The sequence below is a fragment of the Pararhizobium polonicum genome, from assembly GCF_001687365.1.
GTDB classification, from domain to species: domain Bacteria; phylum Pseudomonadota; class Alphaproteobacteria; order Rhizobiales; family Rhizobiaceae; genus Pararhizobium; species Pararhizobium polonicum.
Genome location: NZ_LGLV01000013.1, coordinates 142,396 through 162,044, shown reverse-complemented (window position 1 = coordinate 162,044; position 19,649 = coordinate 142,396). Strand labels below are relative to the sequence as shown.

Sequence of the window (19,649 nt, the reverse complement as noted above, 5' to 3'; positions counted from 1 at the left end):
GAGCCGGAACGAACATGAAAGGATATAAAATGTTCGCAGTCATCAAGACCGGCGGTAAACAGTACCGCGTGGCAGCCAACGACGTTCTGACGATTGAAAAATTGGAAGGCGCCGCAGGCGACAAGATTGAATTCACCGAGATCCTGATGGTTGGCGTCGGCGCCGATGCAACCATCGGTGCTCCGTTTGTCGAAGGTGCCGTTGTCAGCGCCGAAGTTGTGGAACATGGCCGCGCCAAGAAGGTCATCGCCTTCAAGAAGCGCCGCCGCCAGAACTCGAAGCGCACCCGCGGTCACCGCCAGCACAACACGACCGTCCGCATCCTGGACATCGCTGCTGTTGCCGGCGCGAAGGCGAAGAAGGCTTCCAAGAAGTCTGAAGACGCCGCCGCTGAAGCTGCAAACTGAGCAACGGATCTAAAGGTTTAAAGGAGAACACCCATGGCACATAAAAAAGCTGGCGGTTCCTCGCGCAACGGTCGCGATTCACAGTCCAAGCGCCTCGGCGTGAAGAAGTTCGGTGGCGAAGTCGTCATTCCGGGCAACATCATTCTGCGCCAGCGCGGAACCCAGTGGCATCCGGGCGCCAATGTCGGCCTCGGCAAGGACCACACCATTTTTGCACTGACGGCGGGCAACGTGAACTACCGTACGAAGGCCAATGGCCGCGTGTACGTGTCTGTAATGCCGAAAGCCGAAGCAGCGGAATAAGCCGGTAGCGCTCTAAAACAGCCGGCGTCTCATCGACCCGGCTGACGCTTACCGTTCAGGCCAAGATCAAAAGGGGAGATGGGGCGATGCCCGATCTCCCCTTTTTCACGTCTTGGAGGACTGAACATGCAAAGCGAATTGTTGAGGGAGAGCCAATCACGGTCTCCTGAGGAAAGGCTGCGGCCTCAGCGGTCAAGGACCGATTGCCCGATATTGTTATCGCCCAGGCTCGTTTTGCGCGCCCCCCACGAAGACGATATCGACGCCCTTGCCCATCTTGCCAACAACGCCAATATCGCCACCATGGTTTCGCGCATGCCGCACCCCTACACGGTGGCCGATGCCGCGGATTTCGTACGCCGTACGAAGACGGGCACGATTGGCAAGTGCGTCTATGCGATTACCAAAGCGGATAATGGCGCATTTCTCGGTTGCTGCGGTGTCGAGCCGCATCCCGACGGCAGAACGGCGGAGCTCGGCTACTGGCTGGGCGAACCGCACTGGAACAAGGGCTATGCCACCGAGGCGGCGCAGGCGCTGACCGACATGGCCTTCCGCACCCGCGACATCGACCAGATCGATGCGCGCTGCCGGGTCATGAACGTCGCCTCGCGGCGGGTCATCCAGAAGTGCGGCTTCCAGTTTCAGGGGTCGGGCATGGTCGACAGCCTGGCGCTCGGCGGCATGATGTCGGTCGAATGGTACAGGCTCGACCGCAAGACCTGGATGTCGTTGCGCAGCTGGGGAGGCCTGAGATGACCGCTCACCTGCGTGAACGGCCGAAGATCGCGCTCCGTCCCGATCCCGGCCCCTGCCCCGTCATCGAAACCGGGCGGTTGATCCTGCGTCCGCACAAGCTGTCCGATGCGGACGCCATTGCGCAGTCGCTGGGTGATTACCAGATCTCGCGCATGCTGGCGCGTGTGCCCATGCCCTATCACCGGCAGGATGCGCTCGACTGGCTCACCCGGCAGGGCTCCGGCCTCATTGCCGGCTGGACGCTGGCGATCACAACCGGCGACGATGTCCATATCGGCTGCGTCGGCATCGAGCTCATGCACGGCCAATGGCATCTCGGCTACTGGCTGAACCGCTACTACTGGAACCGCGGTTACGCCAGCGAAGCCGCCCATGCGGCGATCGAACGCTTCTTCCGGCGCATGCCCGGCACCGTCCTGCATTCCGGCGTTTTTGCCGACAATGCGGGATCGCTGAAGCTGCAGAAGAAGCTCGGCTTCGAGATCACCGGCTGCAGCCAGGTCTATGCTCTGGCGCGCAACGGCATGGTCAGCCATATCGAAACCAGGATCACGGCGGCCGACCTGCGCAAGCCTTGATCTCCACGAAAAACCAACCCCGCGGATGCTGCTGCATTCGCGGGGTTGGTCTCCATTCCCATTGCAGCCCTCAGTGAACGCCGAGAAACTGTTTCAGCTCCGGCGTCTGCGGGTTGGAAAACACCTCGCCCGGCGGCCCGATCTCGTGAACGCGGCCCTGGTGCATGAAGACGACACGCGAGCAGACGTCGCGGGCGAACTTCATTTCATGCGTCACCATCAGCAACGTCATGCCTTCGGCGGCCAGCTCGCGCACGACGGCCAGCACTTCCGCCACCAGTTCCGGATCGAGCGCCGAGGTGATCTCGTCACAGAGCAGCGCGATCGGCTCCATCGCCAGCGCCCGGGCAATGGCCACCCGCTGCTGCTGGCCGCCGGACAGCTCGTCGGGATAGGCATCGAACTTGTGGCCGAGGCCGACGCGGTCCAGCATCTTCCGCGCCATGGCTTCGGCAGTCTTGGTGGCGGTTTTCTTGACGACGGTCTGCGACAGGATGACATTGCCGCCAACCGTCAGGTGTGGAAAGAGATTGAACTGCTGGAAGATCATGCCCACCTTCAGCCGCAATGTCTTCAGATGCAGCTGATCGTCGAGCAACTGGGCGCCGGCAACCGAGATCGAGCCGCCGCTGATCATTTCCAGCCCGTTGATGCAGCGCAGCAGTGTCGATTTTCCCGATCCGCTCTTGCCGATGATGGCAATCACTTCGCCGGGCTCGACATCGAGATTGATGCCTTTCAGCACCTCGTTGGCGCCGAAGCTCTTGCGGACTTCAGTGATTTCGATGAGCGACATTGAGCTTCCTTTCGAGAATCTGGCTGCTCTTGGACAGGGGCCAGCAGAGCGCGAAATAGATGAGGGCGACGAGGCCGTAGACCGTGAATGGCTGGAACGTGGCATTGGTGACGACGGTGCCGGCTTTCGACAGTTCGACGAAACCGATGATCGAGGTCAGTGCCGTGCCCTTGATGACCTGCACCGAAAAGCCGACTGTCGGCGGCACCGCGATCCTCATCGCCTGCGGCAGGATGACGTAGCGCATCTGCTGCAGCCGGCCCATTCCAAGGCTTGCCGAAGCCTCCCATTGTCCCTTGGCGATGGCTTCGACGCAGCCGCGCCAGATCTCGGCCAGAAAGGACGCCGCCCAGAGAATGAGCGCCACGCCCGCCGCGAGCCAGGCCGGTACATCGATACCGAAGAGCCCCAGACCGAAGAAGGCGATGAAGAGCTGCATCAGCAGCGGCGTGCCCTGGAACAGTTCGATATAGCAGCGGGCGAAGGTCCGCAGCGCCTTGCGGGCGCTGATCCGTGCAAACAAGAGAAGAAGCCCGACGGCACCGCCACCGATGAAGGACACCAGCGAGAGGACGATGGTCCAGCGCGTCGCCAAAAGCAGGTTTCGAAGAATATCCCACAGGGTGAATTCGGTCATTGCGCCGTCCTCCTTGGAAATATGAAGCTGCCGATCACGGCAAGCACCTGACGCAGCAGGATCGCCAGGACGAGATAGATCACGGTGGAGACCATGTAGGCCTCGAAGGCGCGGAAGGTGCGCGACTGGATGAAATTGGCGGCAAATGTCAGGTCTTCGGCGGCGATCTGCGAAACGACCGAGGAACCGAGCATGACGATGACCACCTGGGAGGAAAGCGCCGGCCAGATCCGCTGCAGCGACGGCACCAGCACGACATGGCGGAAGGTTTCGAACGGCGTCATCGCAAGGCTGGCGCCGGCTTCGAACTGACCCTTGGGTGTCGACTGGATGCCCGCCCGGATGATCTCGCAGCTATAGGCGCCGAGATTGACGACCATGGCGATATTGGCCGCCTGCAGTTCGCCAAGCTGCAAGCCCAGCGACGGCAGGCCGAAGAAGATGAAGAACAGCTGGATCAGGAACGGCGTGTTGCGGATCAGCTCCACATAGGTCGCGACGATCGGCTTCAGCCAGGCCGGCCCCAGCGCCCGGGCCCAGGCGCAGGCAATGCCCAGCGCGATACCGAGCACGGCGCCGATCAGGATCAGCTGCAGCGTGACGCCGATGCCCTTGACGATCTCCGGATAATACTGAGCCAGCCAGTTGAATTCGAAATGGTAACTCAAGACGGTTTTCCCTCTCTTCGGACCAGGGACGCTGCTGTCACCCCGTTTCTGCGGGATGACAGCCTTGTGGGCGGCTTCGATCAGAGACCGGCGGGGATGTCCGTGCCCAGCCATTTCTGCGCGATGCCGTTCAACGTGCCGTCCGTCTTGGCAGCCGCGATGATCGCGTTGACCTTTTCCAGCAGCGCCGGCTCGTTCTTGTTGAGGCCGATGTAGCAGGGCGAGTTCTTGATCAGGAATTTCAGCTCCGGGCGCTTCGGCGGGTTCTTGGCCAGAATGGCCGCAGCCACGACGTTGCCGGTGGCGACAAGCTCCACCTGGCCGGACAGGAAGGCCGAAATCGTGCCGTTATTGTCTTCATAGCGCTTGATGGTGAGATCGCCTGGCGCGATCTTGGTCAGCTCCAGATCCTCGACGGCGCCGCGGGTCACGCCGACGACCTTGCCGGAGAGGTCTTCGACCTTGGCAACCGCCACCTCGGCCGGTGCGAAAACGCCGTTGTAGAATGGGGCATAGGCGGCGGTGAAGTCGATCACCGCTTCCCGCTCGGCATTCTTGCCGAGGCTGGAAATGACGAGATCGACCTTGTTGGTCTGCAGATAGGGGATGCGGTTGGCACTGGTGACGGGAACCAGTTCGGTCTTCACGCCGAGTTTTTCGGCAATCAGATTGGCCATGTCGATGTCATAGCCCATCGGCGCCATGTCGGTGCCGACGCTGCCGAAGGGCGGGAAATCCTGCGGCACCGCCACGCGCAGCGTGCCCCGGGCGGTGATGTCGCTCAGGGCATCGGCATGCGATGCCGGGGCAAGGCCGAGGGTAGCGGCCAAGAGCGCGGCGGCGACAAAGAGTTTTCTGGCAAACATTCTGGTCATTCTCCTTTTGTGGTGATGGGCTTGGTTCTCGTGCCGCCATCAGGGGACGGGGACGCTCCTGGGAGGAAGGGAAAGGGAGCTGCGAAGCTCCGAAAGCGGATCGGGGCGCTGTGTCAGATCCAGCCCCGTTTCCACCTCGTCGAGATGCTCGATCGACAGGGCGGCCGCCTTTGCAAAATCGCCGTCTTCCATCGCGTCGGCGATCCGGCAATGGCCGAGATGCGATTGCAGGGCATGAAAGTCGGACTGATAGAGCATCGAAATCAGAATGGTCCGCGCGGTCAGATCGCGCAGGATTTCGGTGAGAACCGGATTGCCGGCCAGCTCGGCGATGCGGATGTGAAAATCGCCCATCAGGCAGGTCAGCCGCTGGCGGTCGCCGGCCTCCATGGCCGCCTTTTCTTCCGCCAGATGGCTCCGGATCGCCGCCCGGCCGTCATCGCTCAACGCCCGCATGCTGCGCAAAAGACCGGCTTCGATGACCCGCCGTGCGCCGTAGACCATCATCGCCTCTTCCGCCGAAGGCTCAACGACGAACCAGCCCCGGCGCGGGCTGACATGGACGATGCAGCGTGTTTCCAGACGCATCATCGCCTCGCGCACGCGGGTGCGGGAAACGCCGAAAAGGCCGGCGAGCTGGTTTTCGCTGAGCCGGGTCCCGGGCCTGATCCGGGCGTTGAGTATCCCCGAAACAATGGCCTCTTCGATGGTGTCCCGCGGGGTGATCGTGGTTGGGCTGTCTTGCATACAAGAAAGGACAGCAAGACTTGTGCCAGCTTTTAAACCTCGGATTTTTCAGGATCCGCCTCTCCGCATCTGCACGATATTTGACCGGACAGGACCGGCAGGATGGTTTTTTAGGCAGGATCCTGCCGCCGGGATTTTCAGCCGTACCGCACAAGCGACGGACATGCCCGATGGGACATTGTCATGCGGCGGTGTATCGCTCCCTTGGTTCGCAAGACCGTGATATTGTCTTTCCAAAGAGAAAAACGGTGCGCCGGGCGGGGAACATTCTTAAAAACCGGCGCTTTGGCAGGCGTTACGGCGCAAAAACTTGACGATATTCTTTGACCTGCGGGGCAGGCGCCTATATCGATGGCGCAAATCCCGGACAGACGAAGACACCCAACAGATGGCAGTGCGATGAAATTTCTCGACGAAACAAAAGTCTATATCCGCTCCGGCGACGGCGGTGCTGGCGCTGTGTCGTTCCGGCGCGAGAAATTCATCGAGTTCGGCGGACCGGACGGCGGCGACGGCGGCCGTGGCGGCGATGTCTGGGTGGAAGCCGTCAACGGCCTCAACACCCTGATCGATTTCCGCTTCCAGCAGCATTTCAAGGGCGGCACCGGCATTCACGGCATGGGCCGCAACCGCACTGGCGCCGGCGGCGCCGATGTGACGCTGAAAGTCCCTGTCGGCACCCAGATCTTCGAGGAAGATTCAGAAACCCTGATCGTCGACATGATCGCTGAAGGCCAGCGCTTCCGTCTGGCAGCCGGCGGCAATGGCGGCTTCGGCAATACCCATTTCAAATCCTCGACCAACCAGGCGCCGAACTGGGCCAATCCCGGCCTCGAAGGCGAGGAAAAGACCATCTGGCTGCGGCTGAAGCTGATCGCCGATGCCGGTCTCGTCGGCCTGCCCAATGCCGGTAAGTCGACCTTCCTGGCAACGGTCACCCGCGCCCGCCCGAAGATTGCCAACTATCCCTTCACGACGCTGCATCCGAACCTCGGCGTTGCCACCATCGATGGCCGCGAGTTCATCCTTGCCGATATTCCCGGCCTGATCGAAGGCGCCCATGACGGCGTTGGCCTTGGAGACCGGTTCCTCGGCCATGTCGAGCGCACCCGCGTTCTCCTTCATCTTGTGTCCGCGCAGGAAGAGGATGTGGCAAAGGCCTACAAGACCGTGAAATACGAGCTTGAAGCCTATGGCGGCGAACTGCTCGGCAAGCCGGAAATCGTTGCCCTGTCGCAGATCGACGTGCTCGACCCGACGGAGCTGAAGAAAAAGCAGAAGGCCCTGGCAAAGGCCAGCGGCCAGACGCCGCTTTTGCTGTCGGCAATCGTCGGCACCGGCATGACGGAAACGCTGCGTGGCCTGCGCGATATCATCGTGGCAGCCCAGACCGACACAGGCGAAGAAGAAGACTGACATGACGGCGCAACGCAAACCGCTGGAAAAATACCGCCGGATTGTGATCAAGATCGGCTCTGCCCTGCTTGTCGATCGCAAGACCGGCCTCAAGAAGCAGTGGCTGAACGCCATGTGCGCCGATATTGCGGCCCTTCGGGCAAAGGGCATCGACGTTCTCGTCGTTTCCTCCGGCGCCATTGCGCTCGGCCGCTCGGTGCTCGATCTGGCGCCCGGCGCGCTGAAGCTTGAAGAAAGCCAGGCGGCCGCGGCGGTCGGCCAGATCGCGCTGGCCCGCGCCTGGTCGGAAAGCCTGTCGGCCGACGCGATCGTCGCCGGCCAGATCCTTTTGACGCTGGGCGACACCGAGGAGCGCCGCCGCTATCTCAACGCCCGTGCCACGATCAGCCAGTTGCTCAAGATGGGCGCCGTGCCGATCATCAACGAAAACGACACGGTCGCCACCACCGAAATCCGCTATGGCGACAACGACCGTCTGGCCGCCCGCGTCGCCACCATGACCGGTGCCGACCTCCTGGTGCTGCTCTCCGATATCGACGGCCTTTACACGGCGCCGCCGCATCTCGATCCCGATGCCCGTTTTCTCGAAACCATCGCGGAAATCACCCCGCAGATCGAGGCCATGGCCGGCGGCGCGGCATCCGAGCTGTCGCGCGGCGGCATGCGCACCAAGATCGACGCCGGCAAGATCGCCACCGGCGCCGGCTGCGCCATGATCATTGCGTCGGGAAAAGTCGATCATCCGCTGTCGGCCATCGCCGAAGGTGCGCGCTCCTCCTGGTTTGCGCCTTCCGGCTCGCCGGTCACGGCGCGAAAAACCTGGATTGCCGGGCAGTTGCTGCCGGCCGGCAGCCTTGCCATCGATGCGGGCGCCGAAACCGCCCTGCGTTCCGGCAAGAGCCTGCTTCCGGCCGGCGTGCGCCAGATCACCGGCTCGTTCAGCCGTGGCGATACGATTGCCATCATCGGCATCGAAGGCCGCGAGATTGCCCGCGGGCTTGCCGGTTACGACGCCGACGAGGCCCGCCAGATCGCCGGCAAGAAATCGGCGGAAATCGCTGTTATTCTCGGCTATGCCGGCCGTGCCGCCATGGTGCATCGGGACGACATGGTCATGACGGCGCCCGCCAGGCGGGATACGGATGCGGTGAGGAGCGACGCGCATGCTTGATGATGCGAGAAAGAAAGAAATCCAGGAGCTGATGGCCGTGATCGGCAGGCAGGCGCGCGCCGCCAGCCGGCCGCTTGCCATGGCCTCGGCCGAACGCAAGCATGCCGCCCTCGTCAGCATGGCAAGCACCATCGTCGCGCGCAAGGACGAGATCCTCGCCGCCAACGCGCTCGATCTTGAAAATGCCCGCGAAACCGGCGTTGCCGCATCCTTCCTCGACCGTTTGACCCTGTCGGAAAACCGCGTTCTCGATATGGCCAACGCCATCCGCGCCATTGCCGAACTGCCCGATCCCGTTGGCGATATCATCGCCGAATGGGACCGCCCCAACGGCCTGCATATCGAGCGCGTCCGCACGCCGCTCGGCGTCATCGGCGTCATCTATGAAAGCCGCCCCAATGTGACGGCGGATGCCGGCGCACTGTGCCTGAAGGCGGGCAATGCCGTGATCCTGCGTGGCGGCTCGGACAGCCTGCATTCATCGCAGGCTATCCATGCCTGCCTGGTGCAGGGGCTGAAGGATGCCGGACTTCCAGAGCATGCGATCCAGATGGTTCCGGTCGCCGACCGCTCTGCCGTCGGCGCGATGCTGACGGGGCTCGGCGGCTCGATCGACGTCATCGTTCCGCGCGGCGGCAAGAGCCTGGTCGCCCGCGTCCAGAACGAGGCGCGCGTGCCGGTCTTTGCGCATCTCGAAGGCCTCTGCCACGTCTATGTCGATGCATCGGCCGATCTGGACATGGCAAGGAAAATCATCGTCAATGCCAAGATGCGGCGCACCGGCGTCTGCGGTTCTGCCGAGACGCTGCTGATCGACCGCAAGGTTGCCAGCACATTCGTGGCTCCCCTGATCGCAGCCCTGCGCGATGCCGGCTGCGAGGTCCGTGCCAGCGAGGATATCCGCGCCATCGTGCCGGGGCTGATCGCGGCGACGGAAGAAGACTGGGCGACGGAATATCTCGATGCGATCATTTCGGTGACGCTGGTCGACGGCATTGCCGGCGCCATCGATCATATTTCCACATGGTCGTCCTCGCACACCGAAGCGGTCATCGCTGAAGACCCGGCCGTCGTCGAACGCTTCTTCGCAGAAGTCGATTCCGCCATCCTGCTGCACAACGCCTCGACGCAATTTGCCGATGGCGGCGAATTCGGCATGGGCGGCGAAATCGGTATTGCAACGGGCAAGATGCATGCGCGCGGGCCCGTCGGCGTCGAGCAGCTGACCTCGTTCAAATACAGGGTGCGCGGCACCGGTCAGGTCCGGCCTTAAGGTGCATCCGGGCGACGTCGATCCCTTCTACCTGAAAATGCCCCATGTCGAGAGCGGCATGACCGTCGGGTTGTTCGGCGGCTCATTCAATCCGCCGCATGAAGGACATGTGCTGGTCGCCGATATCGCCCTGCGGCGGCTCGGCCTCGATCAGCTCTGGTGGATGGTCACCCCCGGCAACCCGCTGAAGAGCCGCAATCATCTTGCGCCGCTTGCCGAGCGGATTGCGCTCAGCGAAGCGATCGCCGACGATCCGCGCATCAAGGTGACGGCCTTCGAGCAGTCGCTCGGACAAAGCTACACGGCGCGCACGCTGGAAAAGATCCGAGAGAGAAACCGCGATATCCGCTTCGTCTGGATCATGGGCGCCGACAACCTGCGGAACTTCCACCACTGGCAGGACTGGCAGAAGATCGCCTGCACCTTTCCGATCGCCGTCATCGACCGCCCGGGCGCCACGCTCTCCTATCTGTCCTCGAAAATGGCAAAGACCTTCGACTATGCCCGCGTCGACGAGGACCGCGCCGCAGCGCTCGCCTTCCGCAAGGCGCCCGCCTGGACCTTCATTCACGGGCCGCGCTCGCCGCTGAGTTCGACGGCGCTGAGGGCAAAATCATGACGGCATAGAGGCAATGATTAACCGTCATTTACTTCTCATGTCTTGAAACGTTAAGGCATTGATGCCTACATTTGGAGTGCGGCTCGACCGACATTCGAATCGCACCATGCCTGTTCTGTTCACCTGGAAAGGAAAAACCCTGACAACAGTACAAGCCAAGGGAAATGTCACCCGCATCTTCCCTAAAAGCCCGGAACGCAGCGACGAAGCCGCTGCCCGTGCTCTTCACCTGGTTCTCGGCAGTCTCGAGGACTCGAAGGCAGAAGATATTGTCACCATCAATATTGCCGGCAAATCGGCGCTGGGAGACTACATGGTCGTTGTCTCCGGGCGGTCGAGCAGGCATGTCATGGCAATCGCCGACCACCTGATCACCGACCTCAAGGATGGTGGCCAGGGCAATGCCCGCGTCGAAGGTCTGGAGACCGGCGATTGGGTGCTGATCGACGGCGGTGATATCATCGTCCACGTGTTCCGCCCGGAAATCCGCGAGTTCTACAACATCGAAAAGATGTGGGCCGCGCCGGACATGGAAGACGGTACATTGCACTGAGCGTCCGGCGTCCTTGACCGGACGCTTGAACGGCGGTGACACATTTGAATCCTGCAATGGCCGTGCAGGTGTTCCAGTTCGATTGCGGCCCGTTGCAGAATGCAGTCCGGCGCCCCGCTGGACAGGAAAGAATGTGCCTCTCGTCGGCAGACAGACGGCCACGCCGTCACGGACGGGATCAGATCGAGGAAATGACATGCGGGTTGGCCTCTTTGCCGTCGGGCGCCTCAAGGCCGGCCCGGAAAAGGATCTTGCGGCCCGTTATCTCGACCGCTTCTCCAAGGCTGGCCCCGCGATCGGCCTCGAACTGTCGCGCGTCACCGAAGTCCCCGAAAGCCGCGCCTCGAGCGCCGATACGCGCAAGCGCGAGGAAGCGGCCCAGCTCGAAAAATCCCTGCCCGACGCCAGCCTGCTCATTCTGCTCGATGAACGCGGCAAGGCGCTCGATTCGGAAGGTTTTGCGTCGCTGATCGGATCGTTCCGCGACAGCGGCAAACGCGACCTGATGATTGCCATCGGCGGTGCCGACGGGCTCGACCCCGCCCTGCATGGCAAGGCGGATGCCGTCATCTGCCTGGGCAAGATGACCTGGCCGCATCAGCTGGTGCGCATCCTGATCGCAGAACAGCTCTACCGCGCCGTCACCATCCTGTCCGGCCACCCCTATCACCGGGTCTGAAGCATCGCCGGTACACCGCCATGCGGATGCCGCAATTGCCGGGAATGGCTGTTGGCGCAAACGGCCAAATCAGCGTAGGGTTTTGTGATCGAACGGGCTGCTGACAGCGAATGGCGAAATGATAACAGGCGCGGCAAAGCGGACACACAAAGGGCAGCCGGAACACACCGGATGGCTCTGCTTGCGCGCGAGCCTGCTGGCAGCCGGCCTTCTTGTCGCCGGCAGCGTCTGCGCGCAGATGGCAGAAACACCGGACCCCGCTCCGCAAGGCGTCACGGAGCAGCAGGCGCCAGCGCAGCCGGATCCGACCGCCGATCTCGCCCTCAAGCGCGACAGCACCCGCAGCGAACTGGAAGCCCTGTCGAAGACCATCACCCTGTCGAACGACCGCGCGGCGCAATTGCAGGCCGGCATCGACGATCTCGAGAAAACCAGTGAATCACTGAGGGCGGCGATCGTCGGTTCCGCCGACAAGCGCAAGGCGCTGGAACAGCAGATTCTCGACGGCGAAGACAAGCTGACGACATTGCGCACCAAGGAAGACGCCGTTCACGCATCGCTGCGGGCCCGGCGCGGCGTGCTGGCCGAGGTGCTGGCCGCTTTGCAGCGGATGGGGCGCAATCCGCCGCCGGCCCTGCTTGTGACGCCGGAGGACGCGCTGGCATCCGTGCGCAGCGCCATTCTGCTCGGCGCCGTCGTTCCCGGCATCCGCCACGAGACCGAAAACCTGGCCGCCGATCTCAAGGCGCTTGCCGGCGTGCGCCGGGACATCACCGCGCAGAAACAGGCGCTTGGCGATGACATGACGGCGCGGCTCGAGGAAGAGCGGCGCATGAACATGCTGATCGCCGAAAAACAGAAGCTGAAGCAGCGCAGCGCCACCGAGCTCGCATCCGAGCGCCGCAAGGCCGAGCAGCTTGCCGCGCAGGCGACCAGCCTCGAAGGCCTGATCGGATCGATCGAAACCCAGATCGCCTCGGCCCGCGATGCTGCCGCTGCCGCCAAAGCCGAAGAGGAAAACCGCCGGGCGATGTCGGATGCGCAGCGCGCCGAAGCCCGCGAACTGGCCAACAGCACGACGCCCGACAAAAACCGCATTGCGCCTGCATATGCCTTTTCGGACCTGCAGAAAAAGCTCGCGCTTCCCGTTGCCGGATCGATCCTGCGCCGGTTCGGTGATGCCGACGGCACGGGCCATTCGCTTCAGGGCATGATGCTCGAGACCAATGCCGGGGCTTTGGTCACAGCGCCATCCGATGGCTGGATCGTCTTTGCCGGCGCGTTTCGCAGCTACGGCCAGATGATCATCCTCAACCCCGGCGACGGCTATCATGTGGTGCTGTCGGGACTGGAAGGCGTCACGGTGCAGCAGGGGCAATTCGTCGTCGCCGGCGAGCCGCTGGGCACCATGGGTAACAAAAGAGTGGCCAGTGCGACCGCTTTGGCGCTGGAAACCGAACGGCCAACACTTTACATTGAATTCAGGAAAGACGGAAAACCGGTTGATTCCCGACCGTGGTGGACCGCAGCAGATACCGGAAAGGCACGCAATGATTCGTAGGGCTTCACTTGTTCTGGTCGGGGCACTCATGGGTGCAACTGCCATGGGCGTTGTTTATTCGTCCGTCGTCCCGGCCGTCGCGGCCAACCCGTCAACCTATCGTGAACTGTCGATCTTCGGTGACGTTTTCGAACGCGTCCGCGCCCAGTACGTGACGCCGCCGCAGGACGACAAGCTGATCGAGAACGCCATCAACGGCATGCTTTCCTCGCTCGATCCGCATTCCAGCTATATGAACTCCTCCGATGCGGAAGACATGCGCACCCAGACCAAGGGTGAATTCGGCGGCCTCGGCATCGAAGTCACCATGGAAGACGATCTCGTCAAGGTGACAAGCCCGATCGACGACACGCCGGCTGCCAAGGCAGGCGTCCTTGCCGGCGACTTCATTTCCAAGATCGACGGTCAGGACGTGCGCGGCCTCAAGCTGGAGGAAGCCGTCGACAAGATGCGCGGCGCCGTCGGCAAGCCGATCAAGCTGACCATTCTGCGCAAGGGTGCCGACAAGCCGATCGAACTGACGATCGTCCGCGATGTCATCGCCGTTCGCGCCGTCAAGTTCCGCACGGAAGATGACGTCGGTTATGTCCGCGTCATCTCGTTCACGGAAAAGACTTATGATGATCTGAAAAACGCGATCGAAAAGATCAAGGCCCAGGTTCCGGCCAACAAGCTGAAGGGCTATGTGCTCGATCTCCGCCTCAATCCGGGCGGTCTGCTCGATCAGGCCATCAACGTCTCCGATGCCTTCCTGGAGCGCGGCGAGATCGTGTCCACCCGTGGCCGCAATCCCGACGAAACCCGGCGCTTCAATGCCACTCCGGGCGATCTGACCGACGGCAAGCCGGTCATCGTGCTCATCAACGGCGGCTCGGCTTCGGCTTCGGAAATCGTCGCCGGCGCCCTGCAGGACCTGAAGCGCGCCACCGTTCTCGGCACGCGCTCCTTCGGCAAGGGCTCGGTCCAGACCATCATCCCGCTCGGCGATGCCGGCGCGCTGCGTCTGACAACCGCGCTCTACTACACGCCATCGGGCAAATCGATCCAGGGCACCGGCATCTCGCCGGATATCAAGGTCGAACAGCCGCTGCCGCCGGAACTGCTCGGCAAGGTCGAAACGACGAGCGAGTCCAGCCTGCGTGGTCATATCAAGGGCCAGAGCGAAAATGACGAAGGCTCCGGCTCGGTTGCCTATGTCCCGCCGGAACCCAAGGACGACCTGCAGCTGAATTACGCGCTGGATCTGCTGCGCAACAAGAAGACCGATCCGGCCTTCCCGGCCAGCCCGGAAAAAGCCGAACTGAAGCCGTAAAAATCCGCTGATACAGCGGATTGCGTACCGATATTCGCCGCCTGGCTCCAGCCGGGCGGCGGTTTCGATTCTTGAAGGGAATGCCTCTTCGCCCAGGGCTTCCACCATCGCAACCCGGATCGACAGAGGCCCTTTTGGGAACAGATCTCAACGCTCCTCTTGGTCAAGACCGCAAGCCCCGCTCCGCCGGAGCGCAAAAGCCGGGTCTGACGTTCGGCCGTCTGTTGCTGGGCATCGGCGTGATCGCGCTGATCGGCATTTCCACCTGGTCCGTCCTGAAGCCGAGCGGCCTGATCGTTCAGCAAAAGCCGGAGACGCAAGTGCTGGCGGACGCTGCCAAGCCGGGCGACACGACGGCGACGGAAACAGCGGCGGACGGCAACACGCCCAAACAGCAGCAGACAAGCGGCGCCCTCTCCGGTGCCCATGTCGAGGAAACGCTGACCAACAACGGCTCCATCGTCACCAAATTCTCGCCCAAGCAGCGTGACGGCGACGGCCCCGCCTTCATTCAGGTCGGCCGCACGAAGGGCCAGGACCCGCGTCTGGCGACATTCCCCAACGATGCCCTGCTGGAGGACAGTCCGCAGGGGCGCCTGCCGATCACCGGCCCGGATGGGCTGCGGCCGATGGATCAGTATGCGCGGCCCTGGTCGGGCGCCCGCGGCATCCGCATCGCTTTGGTGGTCGGCGGCCTCGGCCTCAGCCAGACCGGCACGCAGAACGCGCTGCGCCAGCTGTCTCCCGAGGTGACGATGGCCTTTGCCGCCACCGGCAACAGCCTGCAGCGCTGGATGCAGGAAGCCCGCCGCACCGGCCACGAAATTCTGCTGCAGGTACCGTTCGAGCCATTCGATTACCCGGATAACAATCCCGGACCGCATACGCTGCGCATCGGGCTGGACGCCAAGAAGAACCTGTCGGAACTGCATTATTCGCTGGCCCAGATCACCAATTATACCGGCATCATGAATTTCCTCGGCGGGCGTTTTCTTTCCGATGCCGATGCGCTGGAGCCGGTGATGCGCGATCTCGGCCGGCGCGGGCTGCTGTTCCTCGACGATGCGACATCGGCGCAATCGCTGACGGGCACGCTAGCCGGCACGATCGGCGTGCCGCACGGTTTTGCCGATATGGTCGTCGACAATCAGATCGACCGCACCGCGATCCTCAAGAAACTTGACGAACTCGAACGCATCGCCCGGCGCAACGGCAGCGCCATCGGCGTCGCCTCGGCTTTCGACGAAAGCGTTGCAGCCATCGCCCAGTGGATGGACGAGGCGGGCACGCGCGGCATCGAATTCGTCGGCGTCTCCGCGCTCGTCAAGGATCCGCAACAGCAATAGCGTAACACGGCACGCGGACAGGATGCGGCACGCACCGCATCCTGTCCGCATGCAAGACAAGATCTCAAAGGGGCATTCGCATGAGCAAGGACATATCGAAACCGGTCAAGGCTGATGATCTTCCCTATCGCCCCTGCGTCGGCATCATGGTGCTGAACAGCCAGGGCCTCGTCTGGGCCGGGCGGCGCATTCCGATCGGCAATTCCGAATACGACGGCTCCGCCCAGCTCTGGCAGATGCCGCAGGGCGGTATCGACAAGGGCGAGGACCCGCTGAAGGCAGCCTATCGCGAGCTCTACGAGGAGACCGGCATGACCACCGTGTCGCTGCTCGCCGAAGCGCCGGACTGGATCAACTACGACCTGCCCGCCCATCTGATCGGTATTGGCCTCAAAGGCAAATATCGCGGCCAGACCCAACGCTGGTTCGCCTTCCGCTTCGACGGTGACGAATCCGAAATCGCCATCAACCCGCCCCCCGGCGGCCACGAGCCCGAATTCGACGAATGGGCCTGGAAGCCGATGCACGACCTGCCGGACCTGATCGTGACGTTCAAGCGCGGGGTGTACGAGGAGGTTGTGGCAGCGTTCGGGCATTTGGCGGGGTAGGGGAGCCTTCCCGATATCCCCGCACAAAACGCCCGCCCCGAAAACTCCGGGGCGGGCGCCCGTCTCAATCCCTCAAATCACCCTCAGATGAAGGCGAAATCGCTTGTCGATAGCGTCTTGACGTTCTGCAGGATGGCGACGAGTTCGAGATCGGCGTCGGTGCCCTTGCCGTCGGCATCGAACCAGAGGCGGCCGTTGTCGCTTTCGAACAGGAAGGTGCCCTTGCTGCTGGTCGCCACCGGATCGGCCCCGACAACCAGCGTCACGGTCGTATCCCCCGCGGCGATCTGGTAGTCGCTCTTGTCGATCACCAGCTTGTCCTGGCCGCGGGTGAAGTCGGTGATGACGTCACCCTCGCCGTCGCGGCCATCGACGTCGAAGACGAACCTGTCATTGCCCTTGCCGCCCGTCAGCCAGTCGTCGCCGGCGCCGCCGTTGAGCGTGTCGTTGCCGTCGCGGCCATCGAGAACGTCGTCGGAGCCGTTGCCGTTGAGGACATTGGCATTGGCATCGCCGCGGATATCGTCGTCATTGTAGCTGCCCTCGATGATCTCGACGTTCTTGACCGTCAGGCCGAGCGCGAGCCCCTTGTTCTTGCTCTGGGTCATCAGATCCAGCACGACGGAGGTCGCCCCTTCGCTGAAGGACAGCGTGTCCGTGCCGGAACCGCCATCGAAGACATCCTTGCCGACGGCATCGGTGCGGGTCAGCGTGTCGTTGCCGGCATCGCCGAACAGCTGGTCGTTGCCGGCGCCATCCTTCAGCGTATCGTTGCCGCTGCCGCCGCGCAGGATATCGTTGCCGGCGCGACCGTCGAGATTGTCGTCAAGACTGCCGCCGGTGACCGTATCCTTGCCCTTGCTGCCGATATAATCGAGCGCCTCGAAGGCCTTGAACGAGGTTGCCGTATCGACATTGACCGTTCCCGTGGAGAAGGTGAAGGCAATGTCCTTCGTCTGCTCGGAAACGTTCAGGCTGATCCGGTCCGTCCCCGTGCCGCCGTCGGAACGGTCGGCGATACCCGCATAGACCATGTCGTTGCCGTCTTCGGCATAGATCGTATCCTTGCCGCCGGTCAGCGTGAGGCCGTCGCCGTAGATCGTATCGTCACCGGTGCCGCCCCGCAGCATGTCATTGCCGAGGTCGCCGCTGATGACGTCGTTGCCGGCGCCGCCGGTCAGCGTGTCGTTGCCCGCACCGCCGCGCAGGTCGTCATTGAGGCTGCCGCCGGTGAAGATGTCGTTGCCGCTGCCGCCGACAAGCGCCACCCGCTCGACATTCTTGACCGTCACCGGCGCATTGGTGGCCGTCACGCTGGCCGACAGCTTGAAGGTGATGCCGGCGGTGTATTTGCTGAAGTCGATGGAGGCGAAGTCCGTTCCCGTGCCGCCATCGAGCGACAGCTTGCCGGTCGAGGCGGTGCGGTAGAAGCTGTCGTCGCCGGTGCCGAGATCGACGGTGTTGTGGCCGATAGCGCCGCCGCTATAGGCATCGCCAACCCGGACGGTATCGGCGCCATCGCCGGATTTGATGACATTGGTGCCGCCATTGTCATAGATCCAGTCCGCGCCGGCGCCGGATGTCAGCGTATCGTTGCCGTTGCCGCCATCCAGCTCATCCGAGCCGCTGGTGCCGATCAGCGTGTCGTTGCCGTCATAGCCATAGAAGGTGACGCTCTGCGCCGAGCCGACGGATTTGACGATATCGTTGCCCTTGCCGAAGGCTACCTCGTAATGCTCGAAGTTCTTCAGGCTGGTGCCGTCCGTCAGCGTTGCCGTGTTGCCGGTGACCGAGAAGGTCTGGCTTGCGGTCAGCGACCGGCGGTCGACCGAGACGCTGTCGGTGCCGGCACCGCCATCGCCGGTATCGGCACCGCCGTCACCGAACCTGACGACATCGTTGCCGAGCCCGCCAAAGATCGTGTCCTTGCCGAGACCGCCATCGAGCCAGTCGTCGCCGGCGCCGCCATCGATCCGGTCGTTGCCGTCTCCGGAATCAACCTGATCATTGCCGGTGCCGGTGGTGATCCTGTTGGCACCGGTGCCGGTGGCATAGATCGTGTAGTGATCCATGCCGGTGAAGGTCGTGCCGCCCGTCAGCGTATTGACCTCGGTGGCGGCCTTGGCGGTGAAATTGCCGGAGAAATTGCGCAGGATCAGGCGATCGCTGCCGCTGCTGTCGGTGATGGTGTCTTTGCCCTCGCCGTAATAATAGCTGATGGTGTCATTGCCGCTGCCACCCTCGATGATGTCGTCGCCGGCACCGCCGTCGATCATATCGTTGCCCGAATCGCCCTTGAGCGTGTCGTTGCCGGCATCGCCCGCGAGGGAATCATCGCCGGTGCCGCCGGAAAGATAGTCCACACCATCGCCGCCGGAGAGCGTGTCGGCATCGGCGTTACCAAAGAGCTTGTCGTTGCCGGCGCCGCCGTAGAGAAGATCGAATCCCTGATCGCCGTAGAGCACGTCATTGCCGGCGTCGCCCGTCAGATAGTCGATGCCATAACCGCCGCGCAGCACATCGTTGCCGTCTCCTCCCATCAGCATGTCGAAACCACGGCCGCCCGAGAGCGCATCGTTGCCCGCACCGCCGGTCAGGAAGTCGGAATAGTTGCCGCCGGTGATGGTATCGTCGAACTTGCTGCCGGTGATCGAAAACGATTCGACATTGGTGGCCTGGATACCGCCCGTCAGCGTCTGCGGCGCGATCCAGTCCTTGATCGCGATGTTGAGCTTGGCGGTTGCCGACGCATAGTCGACCGTGAGGCGATCTGTACCGGAACCGCCGTTTGCGATGTCGCCGGCTGCCGTTGCCAGCGTTCCGACAAGGATGTTGTCCTGGCCGCTGCCGCCATTGAGCTTGTCCTTGCCGGCTCCGCCGTCGATATAATCGTCGCCGCTGTTGCCGTTCAAGGTATCGTTGCCGGCCTCGCCAAGGATATAGTCTCCCTGGAACGACCCGTCGGCGATATCGTTGCCGTCCCCGGCCTGGATATAGTCGGACCCCATGCCGCCGTTGATCGTGTCGAGGCCGGCAAGGGCCATGATGAAATCGTCTTCGAGATCGTTGCCGAGCAATATGTCATTGCCGGCTGTTCCAATAATATTTGCCATTCTGGTCTCCTGAATGATGTTTGAACGGCGCACCTATCCCGTCGCCGCGCCTGAAAGACCGGTTCCGGGATGCTGTTCAGCCCGATGGATTGAAGAATCCTCTGGTGAAGAAGCGCCGTTGTTCAATAGAATTTCGGAAAACTAATCTTGATGTTGCTTCATGTCTCACTCCCGATGAACCATTTTTCCGGGGCGGTGCTTGCAATATAATATCACGCGCTTGTCCGG

19 protein-coding genes and 1 pseudogene are annotated in these 19,649 nt (G+C 62.6%); 14 read left to right on the top strand and 6 right to left on the bottom strand.

Features of this window, described 5'->3' with window-relative positions; all coding sequences use genetic code 11:
• Window positions 1-29: 29 nt before the first annotated feature.
• From rplU to ADU59_RS20720, 4 genes and pseudogenes are all read left to right on the top strand, one after another.
• A pseudogene (rplU, locus tag ADU59_RS20735) lies at window positions 30-338 on the top strand (50S ribosomal protein L21); the annotation flags it as partial.
• A gap of 102 nt (window positions 339-440) precedes the next feature.
• Window positions 441-710, top strand: coding sequence for a 50S ribosomal protein L27 (rpmA, locus tag ADU59_RS20730; RefSeq protein ID WP_037096930.1), 270 nt, complete (start codon window positions 441-443; stop codon window positions 708-710).
• A 126-nt stretch (window positions 711-836) separates the two neighbouring features.
• The gene (locus ADU59_RS20725) at window positions 837-1,469 is read left to right on the top strand and encodes a GNAT family N-acetyltransferase (protein WP_068956057.1); all 633 of its coding nucleotides are present in this window, start codon (window positions 837-839) and stop codon (window positions 1,467-1,469) included.
• Window positions 1,466-2,047 (top strand): GNAT family N-acetyltransferase, encoded by a 582-nt coding sequence (locus ADU59_RS20720; RefSeq protein WP_068956056.1) that lies wholly within the window; start codon window positions 1,466-1,468, stop codon window positions 2,045-2,047. The genes ADU59_RS20725 and ADU59_RS20720 overlap by 4 nt, the downstream gene beginning before the upstream one ends.
• Window positions 2,048-2,117: 70 nt before the next feature.
• On the opposite strand, the gene ADU59_RS20715 is transcribed toward ADU59_RS20720, so the two are convergent.
• From ADU59_RS20715 to ADU59_RS20695, 5 genes are all read right to left on the bottom strand, one after another.
• Entirely contained in the window at window positions 2,118-2,843 is a 726-nt protein-coding gene (locus ADU59_RS20715) for an amino acid ABC transporter ATP-binding protein (RefSeq protein ID WP_068956055.1), read from the bottom strand.
• On the bottom strand, window positions 2,821-3,480 hold the full coding sequence (locus ADU59_RS20710) for an amino acid ABC transporter permease (RefSeq protein WP_068956054.1): 660 nt from the start codon (window positions 3,478-3,480) through the stop codon (window positions 2,821-2,823). Before ADU59_RS20710 ends, ADU59_RS20715 begins: the two co-directional genes overlap by 23 nt.
• Window positions 3,477-4,148 (bottom strand): amino acid ABC transporter permease, encoded by a 672-nt coding sequence (locus ADU59_RS20705; protein ID WP_068956053.1) that lies wholly within the window; start codon window positions 4,146-4,148, stop codon window positions 3,477-3,479. Before ADU59_RS20705 ends, ADU59_RS20710 begins: the two co-directional genes overlap by 4 nt.
• Window positions 4,149-4,228: 80 nt before the next feature.
• Window positions 4,229-5,014, bottom strand: coding sequence for a transporter substrate-binding domain-containing protein (locus ADU59_RS20700; RefSeq protein ID WP_068956052.1), 786 nt, complete (start codon window positions 5,012-5,014; stop codon window positions 4,229-4,231).
• 48 nt (window positions 5,015-5,062) lie between these two features.
• Complete coding sequence (locus ADU59_RS20695) at window positions 5,063-5,770, bottom strand: GntR family transcriptional regulator (protein ID WP_068956051.1); 708 nt, start codon at window positions 5,768-5,770, stop codon at window positions 5,063-5,065.
• A 399-nt stretch (window positions 5,771-6,169) separates the two neighbouring features.
• On the opposite strand from ADU59_RS20695, the gene obgE reads away from it, so the two are divergent.
• The 10 genes from obgE (at window position 6,170) to ADU59_RS20645 (ending at window position 16,308) form a co-directional block, all read left to right on the top strand.
• Entirely contained in the window at window positions 6,170-7,186 is a 1,017-nt protein-coding gene (obgE, locus tag ADU59_RS20690) for a GTPase ObgE (protein WP_068956050.1), read from the top strand.
• Window position 7,187: 1 nt separating this feature from the next.
• A complete protein-coding gene (proB, locus tag ADU59_RS20685) occupies window positions 7,188-8,357 on the top strand; it encodes a glutamate 5-kinase (RefSeq protein ID WP_068956049.1) in 1,170 nt (389 codons plus the stop codon).
• Window positions 8,350-9,630 (top strand): glutamate-5-semialdehyde dehydrogenase, encoded by a 1,281-nt coding sequence (locus ADU59_RS20680; protein ID WP_068956048.1) that lies wholly within the window; start codon window positions 8,350-8,352, stop codon window positions 9,628-9,630. Before proB ends, ADU59_RS20680 begins: the two co-directional genes overlap by 8 nt.
• Window positions 9,631-9,667: 37 nt before the next feature.
• Window positions 9,668-10,249: a nicotinate-nucleotide adenylyltransferase gene (locus ADU59_RS20675; protein WP_068956216.1), complete on the top strand. Its 582-nt coding sequence runs from the start codon at window positions 9,668-9,670 to the stop codon at window positions 10,247-10,249.
• Between the two features lie 61 nt (window positions 10,250-10,310).
• The gene (rsfS, locus tag ADU59_RS20670; protein ID WP_193427095.1) at window positions 10,311-10,802 is read left to right on the top strand and encodes a ribosome silencing factor; all 492 of its coding nucleotides are present in this window, start codon (window positions 10,311-10,313) and stop codon (window positions 10,800-10,802) included.
• A 196-nt stretch (window positions 10,803-10,998) separates the two neighbouring features.
• Window positions 10,999-11,481: a 23S rRNA (pseudouridine(1915)-N(3))-methyltransferase RlmH gene (gene rlmH, locus ADU59_RS20665; RefSeq protein ID WP_068956047.1), complete on the top strand. Its 483-nt coding sequence runs from the start codon at window positions 10,999-11,001 to the stop codon at window positions 11,479-11,481.
• A gap of 238 nt (window positions 11,482-11,719) precedes the next feature.
• Entirely contained in the window at window positions 11,720-13,042 is a 1,323-nt protein-coding gene (locus ADU59_RS20660; protein WP_244506474.1) for a murein hydrolase activator EnvC family protein, read from the top strand.
• Complete coding sequence (locus tag ADU59_RS20655; protein WP_068956045.1) at window positions 13,032-14,354, top strand: S41 family peptidase; 1,323 nt, start codon at window positions 13,032-13,034, stop codon at window positions 14,352-14,354. The genes ADU59_RS20660 and ADU59_RS20655 overlap by 11 nt, the downstream gene beginning before the upstream one ends.
• 134 nt (window positions 14,355-14,488) lie before the next feature.
• On the top strand, window positions 14,489-15,700 hold the full coding sequence (locus tag ADU59_RS20650) for a divergent polysaccharide deacetylase family protein (RefSeq protein WP_068956044.1): 1,212 nt from the start codon (window positions 14,489-14,491) through the stop codon (window positions 15,698-15,700).
• An 80-nt stretch (window positions 15,701-15,780) separates the two neighbouring features.
• Window positions 15,781-16,308, top strand: coding sequence for an RNA pyrophosphohydrolase (locus ADU59_RS20645; protein ID WP_068956043.1), 528 nt, complete (start codon window positions 15,781-15,783; stop codon window positions 16,306-16,308).
• An 83-nt stretch (window positions 16,309-16,391) separates the two neighbouring features.
• Here ADU59_RS20645 and ADU59_RS20640 read toward each other — a convergent pair whose 3' ends face one another.
• On the bottom strand, window positions 16,392-19,421 hold the full coding sequence (locus ADU59_RS20640) for a calcium-binding protein (protein ID WP_099050891.1): 3,030 nt from the start codon (window positions 19,419-19,421) through the stop codon (window positions 16,392-16,394).
• Window positions 19,422-19,649 lie beyond the last annotated feature (228 nt).